This is a genomic window from Argonema antarcticum A004/B2, assembly GCF_023333585.1.
Taxonomy (GTDB): Bacteria; Cyanobacteriota; Cyanobacteriia; order Cyanobacteriales; family Aerosakkonemataceae; genus Argonema; species Argonema antarcticum.
The window spans coordinates 38,064-57,555 of the sequence record NZ_JAIQZN010000015.1; the positions used below are offsets into that span (position 1 = coordinate 38,064).

At 45.1% G+C, this 19,492-nt stretch carries 17 protein-coding genes; 3 read left to right on the forward strand and 14 right to left on the reverse strand.

Annotated elements, in window-relative coordinates:
* Positions 1-9 precede the first annotated feature (9 nt).
* Complete coding sequence (locus tag LAY57_RS09200; protein WP_249066111.1) at positions 10-168, reverse strand: hypothetical protein; 159 nt, start codon at positions 166-168, stop codon at positions 10-12.
* Between the two features lie 2 nt (positions 169-170).
* Between LAY57_RS09200 and LAY57_RS09205 the strand changes: the two genes are divergently transcribed.
* Positions 171-1,706 (forward strand): GTP-binding protein, encoded by a 1,536-nt coding sequence (locus LAY57_RS09205; protein ID WP_249066161.1) that lies wholly within the window; start codon positions 171-173, stop codon positions 1,704-1,706.
* 308 nt (positions 1,707-2,014) lie between these two features.
* Here the strand turns inward: LAY57_RS09205 and LAY57_RS09210 are convergent, their stop codons facing one another.
* From LAY57_RS09210 to LAY57_RS09235, 6 genes are all read right to left on the reverse strand, one after another.
* Positions 2,015-2,572, reverse strand: coding sequence for a hypothetical protein (locus LAY57_RS09210; RefSeq protein WP_249066112.1), 558 nt, complete (start codon positions 2,570-2,572; stop codon positions 2,015-2,017).
* 42 nt (positions 2,573-2,614) lie between these two features.
* Complete coding sequence (locus tag LAY57_RS09215; RefSeq protein ID WP_249066113.1) at positions 2,615-3,682, reverse strand: hypothetical protein; 1,068 nt, start codon at positions 3,680-3,682, stop codon at positions 2,615-2,617.
* A complete protein-coding gene (locus LAY57_RS09220; RefSeq protein ID WP_249066114.1) occupies positions 3,679-5,220 on the reverse strand; it encodes a hypothetical protein in 1,542 nt (513 codons plus the stop codon). Before LAY57_RS09220 ends, LAY57_RS09215 begins: the two co-directional genes overlap by 4 nt.
* 18 nt (positions 5,221-5,238) lie before the next feature.
* The gene (locus LAY57_RS09225; protein WP_249066115.1) at positions 5,239-6,816 is read right to left on the reverse strand and encodes a polyprenyl synthetase family protein; all 1,578 of its coding nucleotides are present in this window, start codon (positions 6,814-6,816) and stop codon (positions 5,239-5,241) included.
* A gap of 182 nt (positions 6,817-6,998) precedes the next feature.
* The gene (locus LAY57_RS09230) at positions 6,999-7,982 is read right to left on the reverse strand and encodes an RICIN domain-containing protein (protein WP_249066116.1); all 984 of its coding nucleotides are present in this window, start codon (positions 7,980-7,982) and stop codon (positions 6,999-7,001) included.
* A gap of 251 nt (positions 7,983-8,233) precedes the next feature.
* The gene (locus LAY57_RS09235) at positions 8,234-8,758 is read right to left on the reverse strand and encodes an RICIN domain-containing protein (RefSeq protein ID WP_249066117.1); all 525 of its coding nucleotides are present in this window, start codon (positions 8,756-8,758) and stop codon (positions 8,234-8,236) included.
* A gap of 210 nt (positions 8,759-8,968) precedes the next feature.
* Here LAY57_RS09235 and LAY57_RS09240 point away from each other — a divergent pair, with 210 nt between their 5' ends.
* Positions 8,969-10,321, forward strand: a complete 1,353-nt coding sequence (locus LAY57_RS09240; RefSeq protein ID WP_249066118.1) for a glycosyltransferase — start codon at positions 8,969-8,971, stop codon at positions 10,319-10,321.
* A 219-nt stretch (positions 10,322-10,540) separates the two neighbouring features.
* Here LAY57_RS09240 and LAY57_RS09245 read toward each other — a convergent pair whose 3' ends face one another.
* Positions 10,541-11,107, reverse strand: a complete 567-nt coding sequence (locus LAY57_RS09245) for a hypothetical protein (protein WP_249066119.1) — start codon at positions 11,105-11,107, stop codon at positions 10,541-10,543.
* 381 nt (positions 11,108-11,488) lie between these two features.
* The gene (locus tag LAY57_RS09250) at positions 11,489-13,237 is read right to left on the reverse strand and encodes a mechanosensitive ion channel (RefSeq protein WP_249066120.1); all 1,749 of its coding nucleotides are present in this window, start codon (positions 13,235-13,237) and stop codon (positions 11,489-11,491) included.
* Positions 13,238-13,473: 236 nt separating this feature from the next.
* Here LAY57_RS09250 and LAY57_RS09255 point away from each other — a divergent pair, with 236 nt between their 5' ends.
* Entirely contained in the window at positions 13,474-13,920 is a 447-nt protein-coding gene (locus tag LAY57_RS09255; protein WP_249066121.1) for an SRPBCC family protein, read from the forward strand.
* Between the two features lie 166 nt (positions 13,921-14,086).
* Here the strand turns inward: LAY57_RS09255 and LAY57_RS09260 are convergent, their stop codons facing one another.
* From LAY57_RS09260 to LAY57_RS09280, 5 genes are all read right to left on the reverse strand, one after another.
* Positions 14,087-14,911 carry a SirB1 family protein gene (locus tag LAY57_RS09260; RefSeq protein ID WP_249066162.1) on the reverse strand — a complete coding sequence of 275 codons (825 nt, stop codon included), beginning with the start codon at positions 14,909-14,911 and terminating at the stop codon, positions 14,087-14,089.
* A gap of 356 nt (positions 14,912-15,267) precedes the next feature.
* Entirely contained in the window at positions 15,268-15,969 is a 702-nt protein-coding gene (locus LAY57_RS09265; protein WP_249066123.1) for an actin-binding WH2 domain-containing protein, read from the reverse strand.
* A 32-nt stretch (positions 15,970-16,001) separates the two neighbouring features.
* Positions 16,002-16,766 (reverse strand): actin-binding WH2 domain-containing protein, encoded by a 765-nt coding sequence (locus LAY57_RS09270; protein ID WP_338022383.1) that lies wholly within the window; start codon positions 16,764-16,766, stop codon positions 16,002-16,004.
* A complete protein-coding gene (locus LAY57_RS09275) occupies positions 16,738-18,309 on the reverse strand; it encodes an FAD-binding oxidoreductase (RefSeq protein WP_249066124.1) in 1,572 nt (523 codons plus the stop codon). Before LAY57_RS09275 ends, LAY57_RS09270 begins: the two co-directional genes overlap by 29 nt.
* Positions 18,310-18,393: 84 nt before the next feature.
* The gene (locus LAY57_RS09280) at positions 18,394-19,488 is read right to left on the reverse strand and encodes an ATP-binding protein (RefSeq protein WP_249066126.1); all 1,095 of its coding nucleotides are present in this window, start codon (positions 19,486-19,488) and stop codon (positions 18,394-18,396) included.
* Between the last annotated feature and the right edge of the window lie 4 nt (positions 19,489-19,492).

The following is a 19,492-nucleotide window of genomic DNA, read 5'->3' on the forward strand; positions in this document are numbered from 1 at the left end:
TCTCACATCCTACCCTTCGGGTAGGATGTGAGATGAATTGCTGTTTAAGGTAAACTCGTCGCGATTCGAGTCAATATGACTAGGATCGAAGAAGTATCCCAGTGGCGATCGATTGACAAAGCTTTCGCCACCCCCTGTCGATCGCCGGAGGTTATCCTTTGACTTCAAAAATGCCCGATCCTCCTTCTGCTGAAAAGCATGAGCAAGCTAACTCCTCAAATACTCCAGATTTAGGGGAACTAGACAGCGCCATTTTCACCTTTGGCGATATTCAGGCAGAACTCAACTACAAACAAGCGCAAACTGCCCTGCGAGACATTGTAACCAACCTCGATCTGACGCCCCAAGAAAGAACAGGACTAGAACCAGCTATCGAGGAACTAGCGGTGATGCTGGACAAATTAGAACGATCGATCGTCCTGATTGCCGTCTTTGGTATGGTAGGGCGGGGTAAATCGTCTTTGCTCAACGCCTTGGTGGGTGAAAAGGTATTTGAAACTGGCCCAATTCATGGCGTCACTCGAACCAGCCAACGGGTAAATTGGTGCTGTAGCCGAGAAGCAGTCGGTAATAACAATACCGAAGTGTTGCGAGTTTCCTTTTCTGCAAATGGTAATTCCCAGGTTGAATTAATCGATACTCCCGGATTGGATGAGGTGGACGGCGAAACCCGCGCTGCATTAGCTCGCGACGTTGCCAAACAGGCCGATCTGATCCTGTTTATCATAGCTGGTGACATGACCAAAGTGGAACACGAAGCGCTTTCAGAACTGCGGAAAGCAGGTAAACCAATTTTGCTAGTATTCAACAAAATTGACCAGTATCCCGAAGTAGACCGGATGGCGATTTATGAGAAAATCCGAGATGACCGAGTGCGGGAATTGCTTTCGCCGGATGAGATTGTGATGGCAGCGGCTTCACCCCTTGTAGCGCAAGCATTGCGTCGCTCCGACGGCAGTTTGGGAGTGCAGTTGAAACCTGGAACGCCCCAAGTAGAGGATCTCAAGCTGAAAATACTGGAAATTTTGCACCGAGAAGGTAAATCTTTGGTTGCGCTCAATTCCATGCTGTATGCGGATGAAGTGAACGAGCAGCTGGTGGGGCGCAAAATGGCGATTCGAGACAGCAGCGCCAATCGGATCGTTTGGAATGCGTCTATTACTAAAGCGGTTGCGATCGCACTCAATCCCGTCACTGCGCTTGACTTGCTCAGCGGTGCTGTAATTGACGTTGCCCTAATATTAACTCTGTCCAAGCTTTACGGCCTCCCCATGACGCAACAGGGAGCTGTATCTTTATTGCAAAAAATCGCCCTGTGTATGGGCAGCTTGAGTGCTAGCGAACTTGTCGCCACTCTGGGACTCAGTTCCCTCAAAAGCTTATTGGGTATAGCAGCACCAGCAACAGGCGGTGCATCTTTAGGTGCTTATGTATCCGTAGCATTAACGCAAGCAGGTGTAGCGGGTGTTTCTTCTTACGGAATCGGACAAGTAACTAAAGCTTATTTAGCTAATGGGGCTTCTTGGGGTGCCGATGGCCCAAAAGCAGTTGTGAACCGGATTTTAGCTTCCCTTGATGAAACTTCTATTCTCAACCGCCTCAAAGATGAATTGCGGGCAAAGCTGGATTTTCGAGAAGAGGTGCGGAATGTAGGTTACGGCGGCTTGCAGTCGGATGAAGTACAAGCCAGAAACCCGGTTTCTTAAAGAAACCGGGTTTCTATGTACCTCACCGATCCGAACGGCGCTGTAAATACCGAAACTCTTCTACCCAGTCACCAGTCATATCATGTCCGGTGGCATCGGTTGTCTAAAAAAAATAACTCTCTTATCTGTGTTCATCTGTGTTCATCTGTCTTCATCTGTGGTAAAAATTTAACCCTGGATTCAAACAGACAATTTCTCGCATCACGCTTACGCTACCGATACAACCGGACATGATATCACCAGTCAAGAGTCCCCAAAAATTCGTGGTGTGACATTTGAGGGTGCGGAATATAGGTTTAACTCAGAATTTAGCCATTCCTATCTTCTGGGTAAATTTGAATGCCAAGCACATCTGCGGACATCTGGCGGATTAGATCGCCGTAGGAAGATATCTGGTTTTCTAGAGAAAGACAAGGCGGTGAAGAAGAAGGAGACAGCCACAATTGGTCGAATTCTGTCCATACATGGCGTAACTCCGGGTTAATGGCGCTGTCGGCTAAGATTGCGATCGCAACTTGGTGTATACCTAAGATCTCTTTTAAACTACCGCGCAGGTAAATTTTATCAGTCGTCACTGCCGCATCTAAGGTCAACCTGCCAGAAATTATGTCTCGGAGAGTTTCGGCTTCGCTGCGAAAATTGACTGACTCCAGTACCACCGGATATTCGCTCTCAATCTGGAGTTGTTCTCCACCATCAGCCCGCAGTCGCAACTGTATCCCATCTAAGTCGATCGCAGCCGTTTTTTCCGAAACTGTTTGCACCAAGGCTTCCCAGGTGGAACCTCCTTGGATTCGCAGGGTTTCTACCAGCCGGTGCAGCCATTGAGCTAACTGGGCGTGGCGTTCTAACGATTGATTTTGCATCACCAATTCATCATGTTGGGGCGAATTTTTTGGGGACAGCTATTACAGCACATATTCTCCATAAAGTAATCCCTTTGCGCGCAGAGTTTCTCCTCCGAGAAAAAGATTAATTTCAACAGTGCCTGTTACTTCCTCAATGAAAGTATATTGACGGTTTTGATTATCAGGTACTACTAACTCCATTGCCGTCTCAAAATTGACATTGAGTAACAATCGATCGCCTCGATCGTCAGCTTCTACCTGCAAGGTTTTAGGGACTTTTAAAGTGCGATCGGCAAACAGCGAAGCCATAATTCCAGGGAGACGCACTGGCATAACTGGAGAGGGTGACCACTGCCAATTAACAACTAAGGTAGAACCGAGAAAAATTTTGTGTAAATCGTTATCGAGATATACAAAAATATACGGTAATGCTTTGACAGAATGGTTTTTGTTGGTACGTTGGTCTAATACTAAAGTAAGTTGCCTGCCGTCATCGCAAACGGCAAAAGCGACAAACCATTCCCAACCGATATCTTCACCCCAACGAAAACGACCAAAGTTGCGATCGTGATAGGCAAACCAATCGCGATCGATACTAAAGTTTTGCCCGCCTACAGATAACTCTCCAATTACTTGTAAACCTGGCACTAAGCCCCAACCGATGAAACCGCTGCCAAAAGGCGAATCCTCCGTCACCAAAAGGGGCGTGGCTTTCGCCTCTCCTTGGCAACGTATAGATAACTGCATCCTTTCATCTTGGACTTGCAGTGTCGAGTGCTTGCCATCGATTTCCAGCAATACCCCGTTTCCCTGGATGCAAAACGGGTTTCGACGCACCATGTCGGGTTGCCATTCCAAGCTAAAAGCAGTGCCAAAGGTTGCCATAGGGGCGTCCCCCCGGTACTCTGGAGCTATGTATTCGCTGGCTAAGTTTACCAGGAAGCTTACTTGAATCTCTCCCTGTTCTGGTTTGCCCATCAGGTTCATGTTGACCAGTATCCGTATTTTTCCCCGTCTATCCAAGAGAACTAAGTGATACCAATCTTTCCAATCGATGGGGCAGGTGGGGTCATCGAAGGGGATGCGTAGGGCTTCAACGCGGGCGAGGAGTTGTTCGTCGATCGTCATCGCTGTAGCGATCCCCCTTCTTGGAAAACATCGTTGAGTATCGTCTCTTGGGAAGGCGTTGGGAGGGGAGAGGGTAGGCTTTTGCTTTCTGCGATCGCGTTCAAAGTAGCCGCAATTCTCGGCGATACCAAGGCGAGTCCCAGAATAACGCAACCAAACCAGCGTTCTGCATCCATACCCAAGGATGCTACGAAAGCATCTGTTGCGGTGTCCGATACCGAGAGTTCAGTATACCTCTGACCTACATTTGAGTCTGTTGGCATCAAACTCCACATCCATTGTTCGCCCAACTCAAGCCAACCACTTTGCTCTGGGACAGAGCCAACAGAACTACGATAAGCAGATGCTGCTTGCTGACTAATAGCTAACCAACGAGGAAGTTGAGCAGCCGCGAAAGCGAGTACACCATTGTTTAAAAAATGGGTGGGTTTTAACTGAGCCAGTAATTGGCTACCTGTTTGGGTGCGAGCGTATTCGTCACCTTTTTGGGACAGCAGGAGTAACAATTCTACTACTAGCCAACGAGCCGGGAATATATCCAAACCTGGTAGTGCGGTAAGCAGACTTTTGGTTGCAACGGTTGTGCGATCGATCTCTAACTCAAACACTTCGCCAGAGGCGAAATCTTTCATTTTGGTAGCAATTTGAGGCGAGATTTGCGCCAGTCCCAAGAGGATGCCCGCCAACCAGCGATCGGTAGAGCCGCCTAGCTTTAAGATAAAGCTTTTTGCTAATAAAAGAGGAACATACATTTCCCCTTTTTTCGGCGCAGCTTCCACATTGGACGGAACCAGCTTTAACAGCCATTGCTCCCAAAGATACAGCAAACTATAACCGCCTAAAATTGTGTTCTCGCTTTTAAGGTTATCCGCAATCCAGTTGGGAATTTGAGCGGCTCTAAAGGCGATAACTCCATTCTTAAAAAAGCGCGTTAGCTTGAGTTGATTTAGTAACTGCTGACCCGGTTCAGTTTGGCCGTATTCCTCTCCTTTTTGACACAAAATCACTAAAATTTCAGCCACTAGCCAACGAGATGGAATTTTATCTAGATCCATCAAACCTGACAACAAATCAAAGGTTGCGTCTGTTGTTCGATCTACAGCATTCGACAACCTGTTTCCCTCTGGGGAAGTAAAGGGCAAAGTAACTGGCAAGGAAACTTCCACAACTTGAGATTTATCTTTTTCCGGTTCTGGTAATAAAATCTCCAGCTCGATAGCAATACCTTCTTCCTGAATTCCCGGAAAGCGTAACCAACTCTTAATTATCTCTCCAGGTTGGAGTAGAAAAGGAATTGAGAGTTTAATTTTTTGGCTAAGTTTGCTCTCCCTATCTAGATAAAGGTAAGGGGGAGAAATACTGCTAGATACGGAGATAATGTTGCCGTTATCTACTATCCAATCATCTAGGGTAGGACGGAACAATAGGGCTTCACCTATCTGGCTATAAAGTAACAGGTTCACAACCAAGATTGAACCTGGATAAACTTTAATTTTTAGGTGAGTAGAATTGTCTAAACTTAAGGTAATTTCACTCATTGATTTTTATGTACAAATTCACACATTTCTATAAATCACATAATTGATTAGTTCTTTGAGAACTCGACGATCGTGGATGGAGCATCCCCATTTTTCTTCTAACCGTAGCGGAGTTTCTGGTTGAAGAAAATCTAAGCTTTCAAAAATTTCGGCTGCTTGGTTTGCCAGCGATCGGGCCACTTTCCAGCCGTGTTCGATGCTACCGCAACGCTGCATTTGATCCATAATAAAAGCGAGTTGATCGGGAGTTTTTTTCTCGCGTGGTAAGGCGAGAATTTCCAGAATCTTTTCAGACTGATCTCCACTATGTGCCAATACATGATTCAGCATTAAGGTGCGTTTGCCTTCGTAAATATCGCCGCCAATTTCCTTACCATATGATTCAAGTTGACCTTGTAGATTCAACAAATCGTCTTGGATCTGAAACGCAATTCCCAGAATCATCCCAAATCGGCTTATGCCTGCCAACTCTTTAACCAGATCGCGATCGCTTGCTGATGGATATCCGACGATTAAACCAATTCGACATGGAGTAATAAACGAATACCAGCAGGTTTTTTTTACGCACATCTTAAAATAATCTTGGTCGGTTAGATTTGAGGTATTGGTAGCAACCCAATCTAGTTCCATTGCCTGTCCTTCGACAGATTGCTGCGCCATAAACTCGATTTCTTGCAAAACTTTGAGCGCTTTGGCAACTCCGATAACTGACAAATTTTCTAACAATAAACCTACTGCCAAGACGTTCGTTGCATCGCCTACATTAATGGCGCGAGGAATTCCAATCATTTGGTGTAAAGTCCCCTTACCCCGCCGAGATTCAGAACCATCTTCTATGTCATCGTGAATCAGAAAAGCATTGTGATAAAGTTCTAGAGCAGATGCCGATGTCAAGGCATCGTGTCCCATTCCTCCAACTGCCCTAGCCATACTAATACACATAGTTGGTCGCAGCATCTTGCCAGAGCGGAAGGGGTAATCTATTAATAAGTCATACAAGGGTTTATAGGAACCTGTAATGTTACTTTTAGTTTCAACAAATTCTAGGATTTTTTTTACTACTGCTAATCGGCATTCTTGTACTGCTTCATTGATAATTTTTCGATCGTACATTAACTGTTCTTGGACACCGTTTGTAGCTTCCCCAACCTTATGGTTTTCTAGGGTTTCTCCATTTAATAGATTTGTAGGGATGTTGCTACGAGACGCGATCGCAACTCCCCCCTGAGAAGCTAATGGCGTTGAGTTAATGCTTTGGGCAAACACAGGTAGTGTTGTGGGGTAATTCTCTGAGTATTTGTTGCTGTTTATCTTATTACCATTTAGCTTATTTCCATTTTTTTCAAAAGCAGGGCTAGAAGCAGGCTGCTCCAACTGCTGGTAGCTTAGAGATTTATTTTCACTACTGTTGCCAATATTGACTTCTACAGCTAGTAATGATTGATTTTCTTGTTGTTCATTTGGGAGCGCAGTGAAAATTTTAATAACTTCCTGTTGTGCAAGTTCTTTTGGTTGACTTACTGTCTCGCGATTAGAAGAATTTACTAACAAAACCAAGAAACAAAAACATACCACAAATAAGAAAATTGCAAACATTAAATTTCTCTATTCCTGAAAACGTTTAAGTCATTAGATACCAAGCGAGTCAGAGTTTTGTAGCTGCTCTTCAAAACTGGTTTAGGTGGGGCTTATTGACAAGATTAACCCTATTTCTATACTACAACTTATCTCAATCCCCACCCAAGTTAGCTTTTGACGCGGTTGTCATCTAGTCAGGGTTACCGTCTGGCTGATTTGATATAAACACCCAGGCGAATTAACACATTAGGCTCGCCGCCGTAGGCACCAAAAAAGCCTATTATTTCGTAACCTTGAGGTGCTTTAAATGTAAAAGATTCAACTTCTTTTTGGCTATGGCTTCCCCCAAATACCTCGGATTGAACCCCGTTCTGGGTTTTAAATTGTAAGGTTACAATATCCTGCTGCGGATACTCAGGCGCTCTTTTCCCCCACGTTCCTAAGATTTCTGTCAGATAATCTCCCGCTTCTACGCAGAATTCACCTACTTCGCCACCTGTTCCACCTGCTACTATTGACTCATATGTTTCAGGTGGGCTGGTTGCGAGATTTTCATACTGAACTTGAATGCTGTCTATCGCCCAATCAGAATGAACACGCACGGTTTTTATTTTCGATTGAGGCGTTTCGTTTTTTGGTTTGATCTCAAAATCTGCTGCCTTAATAAAGCTGCCTTGCGGCCCTTGTGTCAGAAAAGACACGGATGCTGCTGAACTTTTCTCTGGAACGGGGACAAGTTCCCATTGCTGATTAGGCGTACCGTAAGTACCGTTGACCGGGTGGGTAACAATGGGGGTCAAGGGTTCTATACCGCCCCCGAAAATATCCAGCACGAAGTCATTGAGCTTACTTTTTATCAACCCTTCCTCAGTAATTGTCCATTGCTGATTAGGCGTACCATGAGTACCGTTTACTGGGTAAACAATTACTGCGGTAAAAGGGTCTCTTTTGCTTCCTGGAATATCTATTACGAAGCCATTAAGCCTACTTTTTATTAACCCTTCCTCAGTAATTGTCCATTGCTGATTAGGCTCTCCATGAGTCTCCTTGATTGGGTAAACAACAAGGTGGGTCTTGGATTCCGGGTTGTTGCCAGCAACATCCAGCACAAGGCCATTGAGTTTGCTTTTTATCAGAAAGTAACCACTACTAGACTGCTCTGTAGCGGAACTAGGTGCAATCATTATTTGCTCCTTCATTAATAAGTTTTATATTTTAATATATTACCATATTTATTCATGAATATTTTTACTTTTTTTTCTTTTCCCTGCTCCCCCTGCTCCCGAAACCATAGTAAAAACGGAACAGCCGTAATTATAGGGTAGATATGGCTCACCAATTGCCACATTAAGATGGGCGGTCTCTACCCTACATTGGATTTGCCAACAGTATATTTAGTTACCGCATTCCTCCAATATCACTTCACCTGCTGAACTTACTGAGGAACGGGGACAAGTTCCCATTGCTGATTAGGGGTACCGTGAGTACCGTTGACCGGGTGGGTAACAATGGGGGTTAAGGGTTCTATACCGCCCCCGAAAATATCCAGGACTAAGCCATTGAGCTTACTTTTTATTAACCCTTCCTCAGTAATTGTCCATTGCTGATTGGGCGTACCGTGAGTACCGTTTACCGGGTAAAGAACCACCGCTGTAAAAGGGTCTGCACTGCTTTCTGGAATATCTATTACTAAGCCATTGAGCCTACTTTTTATCAATCCATTTTCAGTAATTGTCCATTGCTGATTAGGCTCTCCATGAGTCCCCTTAATTGGGTAAACAACAAGGTGGGTATGGGACTCCGCGATGTTGCCAGCAACATCCAGCACCAAGCCATTAAGTTTGCTTTTGATCAGGAAGTAGCGACTGCTAGACTGCTTTTCTGTGGTGCTGGGTGGGCTAATCTTTTCTTCTTTTTTAAGAAGCTTGTCTATGTTTTTTTTAAAGAATCCTTTGGCCATAGTACTCTTTTGAAGTAAAGGTTGTTTTGGTTTAATAAAACTACTACTTTTCGATCTAAAATTACTTCATCAATGGAGTAAGGTGGCTTGAAAAGTAATAGATACAAAAACTAGGAAAGCTAAGGGAAAAAGAGTGAAGGCAAAGACACTACCTCACTTAATCTAATGAACAGTTGTTAATTAATTTAGCCAAAATAGCGGCATCAAACCATGATACATCAGCAAGGCAGCGTTTCATCTAGTTTACAGAAAGGAAAAAAAATAAGCAAGCATATTCTGATCGCTACTTTTGGTTCGCTTGGGGATTTATATCCTTACATGGCGATCGCAAAGGAGATGCGGACAAGGGGCCATCGGGCTGTCATAGCTACCAACGAGATATACCGCCAGATGATCGAATCGGAAGGAATTGAGTTTCGGGCTATCAGACCTAACGGGTTAATCAACGTGGAAGAAGAAGGGGAGTTTATCGAGTTGCTCAGAGATTCCCAACAAGCGCTTGACTATGGTGTCAGCTATCTGATCGGGCCTCATTTGCGGGCAACTTACAGCGACTTGCTGGAACCAGTACAAGAAGCGGACTTGCTGCTAACGCACCACCTTGCTTTTGCAGGAACTCTGGCGGCTGAAAAAACTGGGACTCCCAGGGTATCCACCGCCCTGGCACCGATCTCGTTCATGTCTGTCTACGATTTGCCGACGCTTTCACCGCTGCCGACATCTGCTTACGAAGCTGCCTTGACGCTGGTGGCTAACGACGCTAAGCATCGTTTTTTTCGGTGGAAAGCACGCTTTTGGAGTGCGCCAGTGCGGCAACTGCGGGCTGAACTGGGTTTAACGCCTTCATGCGATCCCGTATTTGAAGGTCAGCATTCACCTGAATTGGTGCTGGCTTTATTCTCCCAGATTCTGGCTGCTCCTCAACCCGACTGGCCGCCCCAAACTCGCGTGACTGGGTTTCCTTTTTACGATCGCCAAGAACATCAAGCTTTGTCTCCCGATCTGGTGAAGTTTCTGTCAGCGGGGCCCCCTCCTATTGTGTTCACTTTAGGCTCGTTAATGGTGTGGACGCCAGGGAACTTTTACTTAGAGGGTGCCATTGCCGCCCAAAAGTTAGGCTACCGCTCGATCTTGCTGATGGGACAAGCAGCGCATAGCATTCCCGCGCACCAGCTACCAGAAGGTGCGATCGCGGTTGACTACGCCTCCCACTCGGCTCTTTTTCCTCATGTAGCTGCGATCGCCCATCACGGTGGTGTGGGAACAACAGCCCAGGCGCTGCGTGCGGGTCGTCCCATGCTGGTGGTTCCCTACGCCTACGATCAGCCGGATAACGCCGCCCGTTTGGTGAGGTTGGGAGTAGCCAGGACGATCGAACGTCAGCATTGTACAGCCGATCGTATTGCTGCCGAACTCAAACTGCTGCTGTTTGACCCCAATTATGCTGCCAAAGCTACAGAAGTCGGACATTTGCTACAGGCGGAAGATGGTGTTGGGGCGGCTTGCGATGCGATCGAAGCTTTTTTAAACGACGAGATGGGAAGGCGATCGGATAAGTCCTGACTCTTTGTGGCCCAGGATGGTTTTACAGCGGCTTGCAGTCGAATGAAGTACACAAGAGAAACCCGGTGAGAGCAGAAGTTACCGGCTTTCTCTGTACCTCACGGGCATTCTGAATTCCTGAAACATTGGCGGATTCTAAACCCTTCTGACCCTAGTCCCTAGCTATAACTTTGGTTGGAAACTGCCAATAAAAATCTCTCCCCACTTTCCCCATTACTCCTAATTGGATATCGGAGGGTTGGGAGTAATCAAGCTAATCAGCAGCCAAAGTACCATTACCGAAACTAAAACTAGCACTATAAGAATAAACGACCCTGCTCCCAATTGTGGGTAAGCTGAAGCTGGGCGAACTTTTTTTACCGCTAGCGATACTCCGCCACGGTTATCTGGGAGAAGATCGTCGCCAATGAAAAAGCTAACTTGGCGATCTGATGTTAGGGTAAATGATGTATTTTGAGCCTTAGCCAACGCCTGTTCGGGCGTTGAATATTTGCTAGTAGCAGGAATAGCGATCGTAAATTCACTTGAGGTTATGTTATATTCATTCACCCACCCCGTGATGCAGTTTTCTCCTTTTTCATCACATCCGGTCGTAAAATCCCAAAGACTCCACGCATCATACTGTCCCCCTTCTGATGTGCCGACAAATCTGACTTCATAGGTTCCGGCTTTTAAGAACTGGACGACTGGATTTGCTTTATTGTTGGTCGTTGCATCTACGTTAATAATAGTTGCGGCATCCGCCCCTGTTGATGACGTTTGAGAGGATTTAACTTGCTTTGCCATAAGGGTTTCTCCTGTCTTCTTTCTCTTCCTTAAGACCAACAACCAAATTTAAGATAAATTTGGTTGTTGGCGATCGCTATTAATTCAATGAGTAAATATTGCTATTTTAGAATAAAATTGTCAATAGGTAGCTTGACCCCCTGAAGTTTGATTCTCATTCTCCGATTCTCTATCTAAGTATTTATACTCAAGACTTTGCTCAATCATTTACTTTTACGCTTCTGTGAATGTCTATGTGACAGTTAAGGGTGCGGAATGTGGGTTAAAAAGGCAGCAACACTAACCAGTTCATTAAATAAGCCTCGGTAATTGCAAAGGCTAACACTCGCACTTGCATAACTACCGAGGCTGTAATTTTCCTAATACCTAGTTGTGGTTCTACTAGAAATGAGGCGGTTTATCCTTTTGATTTCTGAAAGATCCCAACCATTCGCGGACTTGATCGGCGGCGATGTCGCGACTGCCCAAACCAAAGGCTAAAGCAATAGCAACTGCGATCGCACCCAGCAGCAATCCAAAGGCCAAATTGACGATATCGCTGGCGATACCCATCTGTTGCAGCGCCATTGCAGAGACTAAAGCAATAATCGCAATTCGCGCTGTATGACCGAGTATCCGGGCTTGCTGACCCCCAGAACTGGTAATCAAATTGAAGGCGAGGTTAGCCAGATACAAACCGATCGCAAACACCACCAACCCAGCCAGAATGCGGCCAGATACGGCAATAATGCTGGTAACAATTGTCGTCAGCGCCGCAAATTCCAGCACCTCGGTTGCTGGCACGATCGCTAAGAGCATAATGCCGACAAGCGCCACAATACCCACAACCTCCGATGGAGTTCGGGTAGTAACAGGTGATGGCTGAAGAACAGTACCTGGTTCCTCTGGTGAGTAAGGAGCTTCATCTGGTACTGGTGCCCCAGATGGAGGGATAATAATCCGACGACGATCTCCTACAGTTACTCCCAGTCCCAACCAGTTGAAAATATTGTTAAAGCCAATGCTAGTCAGGATATTGGTGAGCAAATCTGCCACAAATTTCCCGATGACGTAGGCGACTATCAGAATTAACGCAGCCGTGAAAATTTTGGGAATAGCGCTGAGAATCTGGTTGAGCATTTCGATCGCCGGAGCCGAAATCGCCTCAATTTTCAGGGCGTTAAGGGCTGCGATCGCAGTCGGAATTAAAATTAATACGTAGACAACCGTACCAATTATCCCCGATAGCGATTGTCCCGTTGTCGCTCGATTCACGCCAAACTGGGCCCCCAAGCGATCGGCCCCACTAGCGGTCAACAGATTGGTGACAATGCGGCGTACCACTTGGGCAACTAGCCAGCCTGTTGCGGCAATTACAATTGCCGCAAAGATATTCGGCAGAATGGAAAGAATGTTATTGAGTAGCTGCTGCACGGGTTGTAGTGTCCCCTGCAACTCTAGAGTACTCAATATAGATGGCAAAAACAGCAAAAAGATAAACCAGTAGAGCGTATTGCCTATGGTTTCGCTTAAAGAAAATTGGCTTTGCGCTTCCCCCTCAACTTGCTGATTGAGACGTTCATCCAAACGAAGGACGCGCAGTCCTCTCGTCACCACCAGCTTGATCAGGGTGGCTAGTAACCACGCCACACCCAACAGAATCCCAGCCGCCGCTAACTTCGGCAGGAATATAAAGACCTGATTGAGTAGATTGTTCAGCGGTTCGGAAACTGCGGTCAGCTGGAGTGCCTGTAAAAAGGCCACCAGCGTAAAAATGAAGATCAGCCAAAAAACGGCGTCGGATATCCATTTTTCGATCGGCGGCCCTTCTGTTTCACTCTGACGCCCTGTAATCCAGGCCGCCAGTTTGTTATCGATATTAGTACGATTCAGTAACCCCCGCGTTAGGGCGGCTCCAATGAAGGCGATCAAAACGCCAACTACCAAAATTGCGATCGCGCCCAGCAAATTCGGCACAAACTCGCCAAAATTCCCGGCCATTTGCTGGGAAAATCCATTCCAACTATTTTCCGCTACCCTTCCCGGTGGCGGTGCGGGTGCTGGTCGTCGTTGAACTTGTGCCAAAATCCCATGAGAGAGCATCGGTACGCTCACACCCAAATCTCCTATCCCTTGCCAAATACCATTCATGGTTTTTAGTTCCCTCAGAGTTTACCGACAAAACTATGAAACCTTGTCAGTGAATTTTTGTCTGTAGCTTCTCTGGCAAATTATCACCTAAGACAGCGTGAGATGAATATGGAAAACAATATACCTCGAAAGAGTATTTTTTATCTATCTTTATAGATAATTAAGGCTTAAAAGTCAGCGATTCGGTGATTTTTAATTCCCCAAACCGACCTACTCACCCTTATACCCTTGTTAGGATGTCAGAACATCAAGTTTTTGAACAATCGATTCAAATCAATGCTCCCGCAACCGTGGTTGACAATTGTATCGCAGATCGGGACTTAATGCACCGATGGCTCAATCCAGTCCTGCGTTGCGAACCCGTGGGCGAGTGGAGTACGGATATTGGCAGTCGCAGCCGCTTTGTGATTCAGATTCCCCTGTTACAGCCTACCCTAGAAAGCATTGTGGTGGAGCGGAAACCCGGTCTGATAGTCTGGGGCTTTGAGGGCTTTTTCACAGGACGCGATCGCTGGGAATGCCTACCTGTGGCACAAGGTACTCGCCTGCTGAACCGTTTTGAGTTCGAGATTCCCAACCCCTTGATTCGCTGGGGCTTCAATACCTTTGCCGCCGCTTGGACTCAAGAGGATATGAAAGCGCAACTCCAACGCCTCAAACTGGTGGCTCAAGAGCAATTTTAGATTTTAGATTTTGGATTTTGGATTTTGGATTTTGGATTTTGGATTTTGGATTTTGGATTTTGGATTTTGGATTTTGGATTTTGACTTTTGACTTTTGACTTTTGACTTTTGACTTTTGACTTTTGACTTTTGACTTTTGACTTTTGACTTTTGACTTTTCTAGCCCCTAAAGATCTTGACGCATTCGTGCCACTAACTGGCGTATGGCATCAGCATCTTCAGCGCTGGGAACTTGGACTAGATAAGTCGTAAGGTCTTCACAAGCTGACACCCATTCTCCTAGTTGGTAGTATAGAAGACCGCGATCGCGCAATTCCGCCGATACACCTGGAAACAACAGCAAAAGGCGCTCAATTACCGCCAGCGCTTTGGGTAAATCATTCCGGTTTAAATAAATTAATTTCAGATTCATCAGCATCCGCGCTAAAAAGCGTCGGTTACTCACCGGCTCTATCAGCGATGGTTTCAACTCTACCCGCTGCTGATAAATTTGAGATAGTCGTTCCTGGCAATCTTGCTCAAACAAAATCTCGCCGCGATTGAAGGCATCCACATAAATACCCACATCTTCAAAGTCTGGGCGAATCAGGAAATGCCCCGGCATTCCAATGCCAACCATCGGGAAATCAAGTCGCTGGGCAACCTCCAAGTATACCAGCGAAAGCGAGATCGGAATGCCGGTTCGCCGCTCAATTACTTCATTCAAAAAGCTATTGCGCGAATCGTAATAGTCAACTGTATTACCAGTAAAACCCAAATCCTCGTAAAGGTACTGGTTAATAGTCTGAACAATCCGCAGCGGATACCGTTGGGGTGGGAGACGTTCTTGTATCTCAGATGCCATTGTATCAAGGGCGTTTAAGTATTCATTTGGATCTAATTCTGGATATTCTTCCTGTGCAATATGTAGAGCCGCCTTTGCCAGATTGATTTGTTTATCTGGCTGATGAATTTCCTGGTAAAAATATTGCCGTGCCAGGGGAAAGTCCATAATTGGTTGTTGGTGATTGCGAATTGGGCTTACAGCACTTTTCAGTTGCATAAAGTGTAGCAACAGTACAGCCAAGAAACCCGGTTTCTGGATGTTCAGTTTATTTACGCCCACCTAACTTACAGCGCTTTTTTAGGTGAGTGAGGTACATAGAAACCCGGTAACTCCTGCGAAACCGGGTTTCTGGGTGTTCAGTTTATTTACGCCCACCTATTTATTAACGCAAGTTGCTCGTTATTTGCATAAAGGTATGTTGTTGCGCCTTCTAGCTCTGATTACAACTGGGATAAAAGCGCTAAAGCGTAACTACGTACCTGCATAGCAGCCCTAATCTTAATAACTAGCAACTTACGTTATTACCGAAACCCAAGCACTTCAGAAATTGCCTTCGTAATGTCAAGATAAATGTTGCCTTGCATCTCGCGAAACAATACAAATTGCTGCTGGGGATTGCCGAAAATCGGTCTGATTACCCATCCCAGTTGACTGCCGACAAAGCCGTACAACACTAACCAAAATTGCAATATCTTCGTGCGAGTTCCTTGTCCTTCGGTATCTTCTTCGGAAATTAACTGCATTCCTTTATAAAGGAAGTTAACACCAATCACTCCTGTGAGAATAAAAATCGCCACATTTAACAATTTAAAAAATTGGTAATTGTCGGTGGTGATCAGAAAAAACAGGGTGACTGGTGCAAATCCCAATAGGAGGGCGCTAATTACAGAGGCAGCGGTAAGAACGATGATAAAATGTTGTGTGAGGCTGCGACGGGAACCAAAGAAAATGTTAAAAATGTATAAGGTTGGCAAACAAATCAAAAGGGTGAGTAAGTAGAGGCACGGGAGTTTAACTGCTGCCGACAATGACTGAGGTACGCTATGGTATAAACCGATAATTGCGCCATAGATAGCGAAAAATAGAGAACTGCAAACGAGTAGGGCGATTATTTTACTTTGCAGTCTGACTCCTTGACGAATTTCTTCTAGAAAAGTCTGGCGATCGCGCAGTAAATTAATTAGTACACTAAAGTGGTTTTTCCCCTGAAATTTCTTTTCCATGATTTTCCTTTCCGTTATAGTCGATGATTAGATTAACGAAAGCCTAAAATGTAGGCAAGAGATTGAATTATGCTCACATAAAAGTTTCCTTCTCTTTCTCGGAACAGAGAGAAGGGAGAATCAGGCGTTCCGAAAAAAGGTCTCAGAGTCCATCCCAATTGACAGCCAACAAAAGCATAAAGGAATAACCACAATTGTAAAATTTTTCGCCTGGTATTGCTGCCTTCATTGTCTTGCTCTAAGACTAAATTGGCGGCTTTATATAAGGAAGAAACTCCGATAAATCCAGTTACGCTAAAGATAACAACATTCAACAATATGAGAAATTGGTAATTGTTGGTGCTAATCAAGAAAAACAGCGCGATCGGCCCGAAGCTGAACAAAAGCACGCTAGTTAATGAAACCGCCGTCAGCACCAATGCAAAATGCTGACCTAAAGTGCGTTTGGAGCCAAAAATAATATTAGCAAAATACAATGTTGGCAGACAAATCAGCAGTGTGATTAAGTAGAGGGCTGGAAGTTTAACAGCCGAAGCCAAAGCTTGCATCCAGCTATGATATATACCCATGATACCGCCATAGATGGCCAGAAATATCGAACTGCAAACAAGCATAGAAAATATTTTACTTGGCAATCGGGTTCCTTGGCGAATTTCTTCTAGAAATAGTTGGCGATCGCGCAGTAAACTAATCAGCACTGTAAAGTATTTAATTCCTTGGGATTGCCGTTCCATCATGTTATCCTCAAAAGCAATATTACTAAAATCATCAATGGGAGTAATCGCCGCCAGATCCATACTTCCAAGCATCAATCCAGCGGCGATAATAGTATTGCGATCCTGATGGTTGCATTGTTTGCACTAATTGGTACAAAGCAGCGTAGGCTCCCAAATTGGCATAATGAATTGTCCAATCCAGTAGCGTTGTCAGCCCAACTTGCGGAATTACCTTGACAACTAATCTCGGATGTGAAATTTGTGTACGCAAAAGGGTTTGCGACAGAGCCGAAAACTGCACCACATCTTGAAGAAAGGGTTTTAGTACGTCGTCGCCCAGATGCTCCATTTCCAGAAATACAGCAGACAAAAGCTGATTAATTTGATCTGGATGGATTTTTTGATTTACACCGACACTCATCGCTCGTTGAAACAACCAGGTAACGGCTAAGTTTGGCTGATAAGGTTGTAGTAGCGCCAGAGCATTTTTAGCAAGTCGATCGCATTGTAAAGCTTCGTTAATTCCATTTGCCAAACGCTTCAGATGACGCACCATTGCGCCAAAACCACCAAAACTCAGGGGAGATTGAGCGCCACTGGAGTCTCCCACTGGCAAAATGCGGCTCCACGGCATCTTTAGGGGACTTTGCCGATAACTTGGAAAGAAGCCAAACAGCGCTCTTTGAAATTGCAATTGTGCCAATTCCACATTTTGATATTGCGGTAGGAGGCGCAGGTAATCCTCAAAGAGTGTTTCTAAACTGGGGCGCTGCGGGTGAGCATCCATATACGTAAACAAGTAGGTGGTTCTACCATCTCGTGCTGGGAAGGCTTCCCAAAAGTACTGGCATTGATTTTTTAATGGCGTAAATGATACCAACAAATCGCCTGTGTCATTTTTCGGAAAACCTTGGGCGCAACTTCCTACCACCAAGCATACAGCATCTGGCTTTTTTCCTTGTCTTGCTTGCTGGACAATGGGAGAAAAATGTCCCATTGCGTCGATTAATAACCGAGTTTTCAGGGATTTTGGATTGTTAGATTGCTCATCATCCTGACGAGTAGCCCCCAATCCAAGATCGATCGCAACGCCATCTGGATGAACAACTGCACCTTGAAAGGGTATCTTTTCAAACAGTTTACCGCCAGCTTTGAGAAATTTGGACTTGAGGGCGTCCAGTAGGAAAACTGGGTCAACACCGATGTTGAGTACGTCTCGCACCCAGTGTTCGCGATCGCCTAAAAAGCTGATGCGAGCTGGGTTATACTGGGTGGCGATCGCAGAAAGGAGTTCCGATTCCTCAAGCAGATTCAATTCCAAAAACACTTCCAATTCTTTGCGGGAGATGTTCCACTCTTGTTCTCTACCGCGTAGAATGCCCCGTTCGATTAAAGCCACTCGCCACCCCATCCCAGCTAAGGCAGCGCCGATTAAAATACCTAATGTACCACCGCAGATCACAACGTCCAAATCCACTTCTCCCAAAGGCTGCTGGCTTTCTTTCACAGACATGGGTATCGCTGCGGTGTCCTCTTTCAGGGATTGCCAAATGCTAGAGGCTTTACGCAGTCCTCCCAGGACATCCCCAGGTAGTTGGGAAAGAATTTGCTCTGTGAGGGTCATGAATGTTGATTTATCCAGAGGCTTGCAGTTAATGACATCATAGTAATCGATCTGGAAGAAGTAGCAAATTCGTCTGTCCTTAATTTATTGATTAATACGGGGTAAACGAATGTAAAAAGTAGTACCTTCATCGGAGTTGGACTGAAAAGAAATTTGTCCACCATGACCTTCGATAATTGATTTGGCTATCGAAGTTCCCAATCCCGTACCTCCACGTTTTCCATAGGTCACAAATGGATCGAATAACTTCTCCCGAATCGCTTCGGGAATGCCAGGGCCATTGTCGGAAATTGTAAGTTCTGCCCATTTATCTTTCGCCCAAGCCGATATCTCGATCCGCCCGCCTCGACCGTTAAAAGCTTCGACTGCGTTACCCACTAAGTTTTGCAAAACACGCATTAGTTTGTTTTCATCAACGTTCGCGACTACATCTGTCGCTTTAAACGCAAACTCTACTTTACTATCTTTAAAATAAAGACGATTTAGCTTTTCAAAATGTTGGACAAACAAAGTAAGGTTAACAGGTTCTTTATTAACCAAGGCATTGCCGTTAGCAAATTCCAACGCTTCTTCTGCCATACCCAACATTCGCTTAACTTGGGCTTGAATTATATCGCACCATTCAATTGTTTCTTCATCGGGATGCTGTTCTTTGAGCATTACACTAGCTAGATGTATGCCGGTAACAGGACTTCTGAAATCGTGAATAATGGTGTTGACCATCTCTCCCACTAATGCCATTTTTTCTTGGTGAATCATTTGATTGACATATTGCGATGTTGTAGCTCGTAACTGCTGGACAATGTAACCAAGCAGTTTGAGAACTACCCTACCTTTTGTGTTATTCAAAATTTCCATCAAACTGTCGCGGGGAATTTTTGCCAAAGTTGCTTCACCGCAAACAATCGCTTGAGCGCTACGGGGTTGTCCATCCAATACCCCAAATTCCCCAAAAAACTCGTTAGGTTTAGCTAAAGCAAATGTTTGATATTTTTCGCTAGGAGAAATCTTTCTAAATTCTACTTGACCTGCTAAAATTAGATACAAAAAATCTGGTATTTCGCCTTCTTCAAAAATTATTTTTTGAGCATGAAAATTTTCTACAATAGCCAGCCTACAGAGTTGGGCGGCTTGCTCCGGTTCAAAATAGGAAATAAACTGATGTTCTTTCAGATCCATGCGA

Coding starts and splice junctions, on each gene's coding strand:
- LAY57_RS09205 (WP_249066161.1), top strand. CDS start 171: ATGCCCGATCCTCCTTCTGCTGAAAAGCATGAGCAAGCTAACTCCTCA.
- LAY57_RS09210 (WP_249066112.1), bottom strand. CDS start 2,572: ATGCAAAATCAATCGTTAGAACGCCACGCCCAGTTAGCTCAATGGCTG.
- LAY57_RS09215 (WP_249066113.1), bottom strand. CDS start 3,682: ATGACGATCGACGAACAACTCCTCGCCCGCGTTGAAGCCCTACGCATC.
- LAY57_RS09220 (WP_249066114.1), bottom strand. CDS start 5,220: ATGAGTGAAATTACCTTAAGTTTAGACAATTCTACTCACCTAAAAATT.
- LAY57_RS09225 (WP_249066115.1), bottom strand. CDS start 6,816: ATGTTTGCAATTTTCTTATTTGTGGTATGTTTTTGTTTCTTGGTTTTG.
- LAY57_RS09230 (WP_249066116.1), bottom strand. CDS start 7,982: ATGATTGCACCTAGTTCCGCTACAGAGCAGTCTAGTAGTGGTTACTTT.
- LAY57_RS09235 (WP_249066117.1), bottom strand. CDS start 8,758: ATGGCCAAAGGATTCTTTAAAAAAAACATAGACAAGCTTCTTAAAAAA.
- LAY57_RS09240 (WP_249066118.1), top strand. CDS start 8,969: ATGATACATCAGCAAGGCAGCGTTTCATCTAGTTTACAGAAAGGAAAA.
- LAY57_RS09245 (WP_249066119.1), bottom strand. CDS start 11,107: ATGGCAAAGCAAGTTAAATCCTCTCAAACGTCATCAACAGGGGCGGAT.
- LAY57_RS09250 (WP_249066120.1), bottom strand. CDS start 13,237: ATGAATGGTATTTGGCAAGGGATAGGAGATTTGGGTGTGAGCGTACCG.
- LAY57_RS09255 (WP_249066121.1), top strand. CDS start 13,474: ATGTCAGAACATCAAGTTTTTGAACAATCGATTCAAATCAATGCTCCC.
- LAY57_RS09260 (WP_249066162.1), bottom strand. CDS start 14,911: ATGGACTTTCCCCTGGCACGGCAATATTTTTACCAGGAAATTCATCAG.
- LAY57_RS09265 (WP_249066123.1), bottom strand. CDS start 15,969: ATGGAAAAGAAATTTCAGGGGAAAAACCACTTTAGTGTACTAATTAAT.
- LAY57_RS09270 (WP_338022383.1), bottom strand. CDS start 16,766: ATGGATCTGGCGGCGATTACTCCCATTGATGATTTTAGTAATATTGCT.
- LAY57_RS09275 (WP_249066124.1), bottom strand. CDS start 18,309: ATGACCCTCACAGAGCAAATTCTTTCCCAACTACCTGGGGATGTCCTG.
- LAY57_RS09280 (WP_249066126.1), bottom strand. CDS start 19,488: ATGGATCTGAAAGAACATCAGTTTATTTCCTATTTTGAACCGGAGCAA.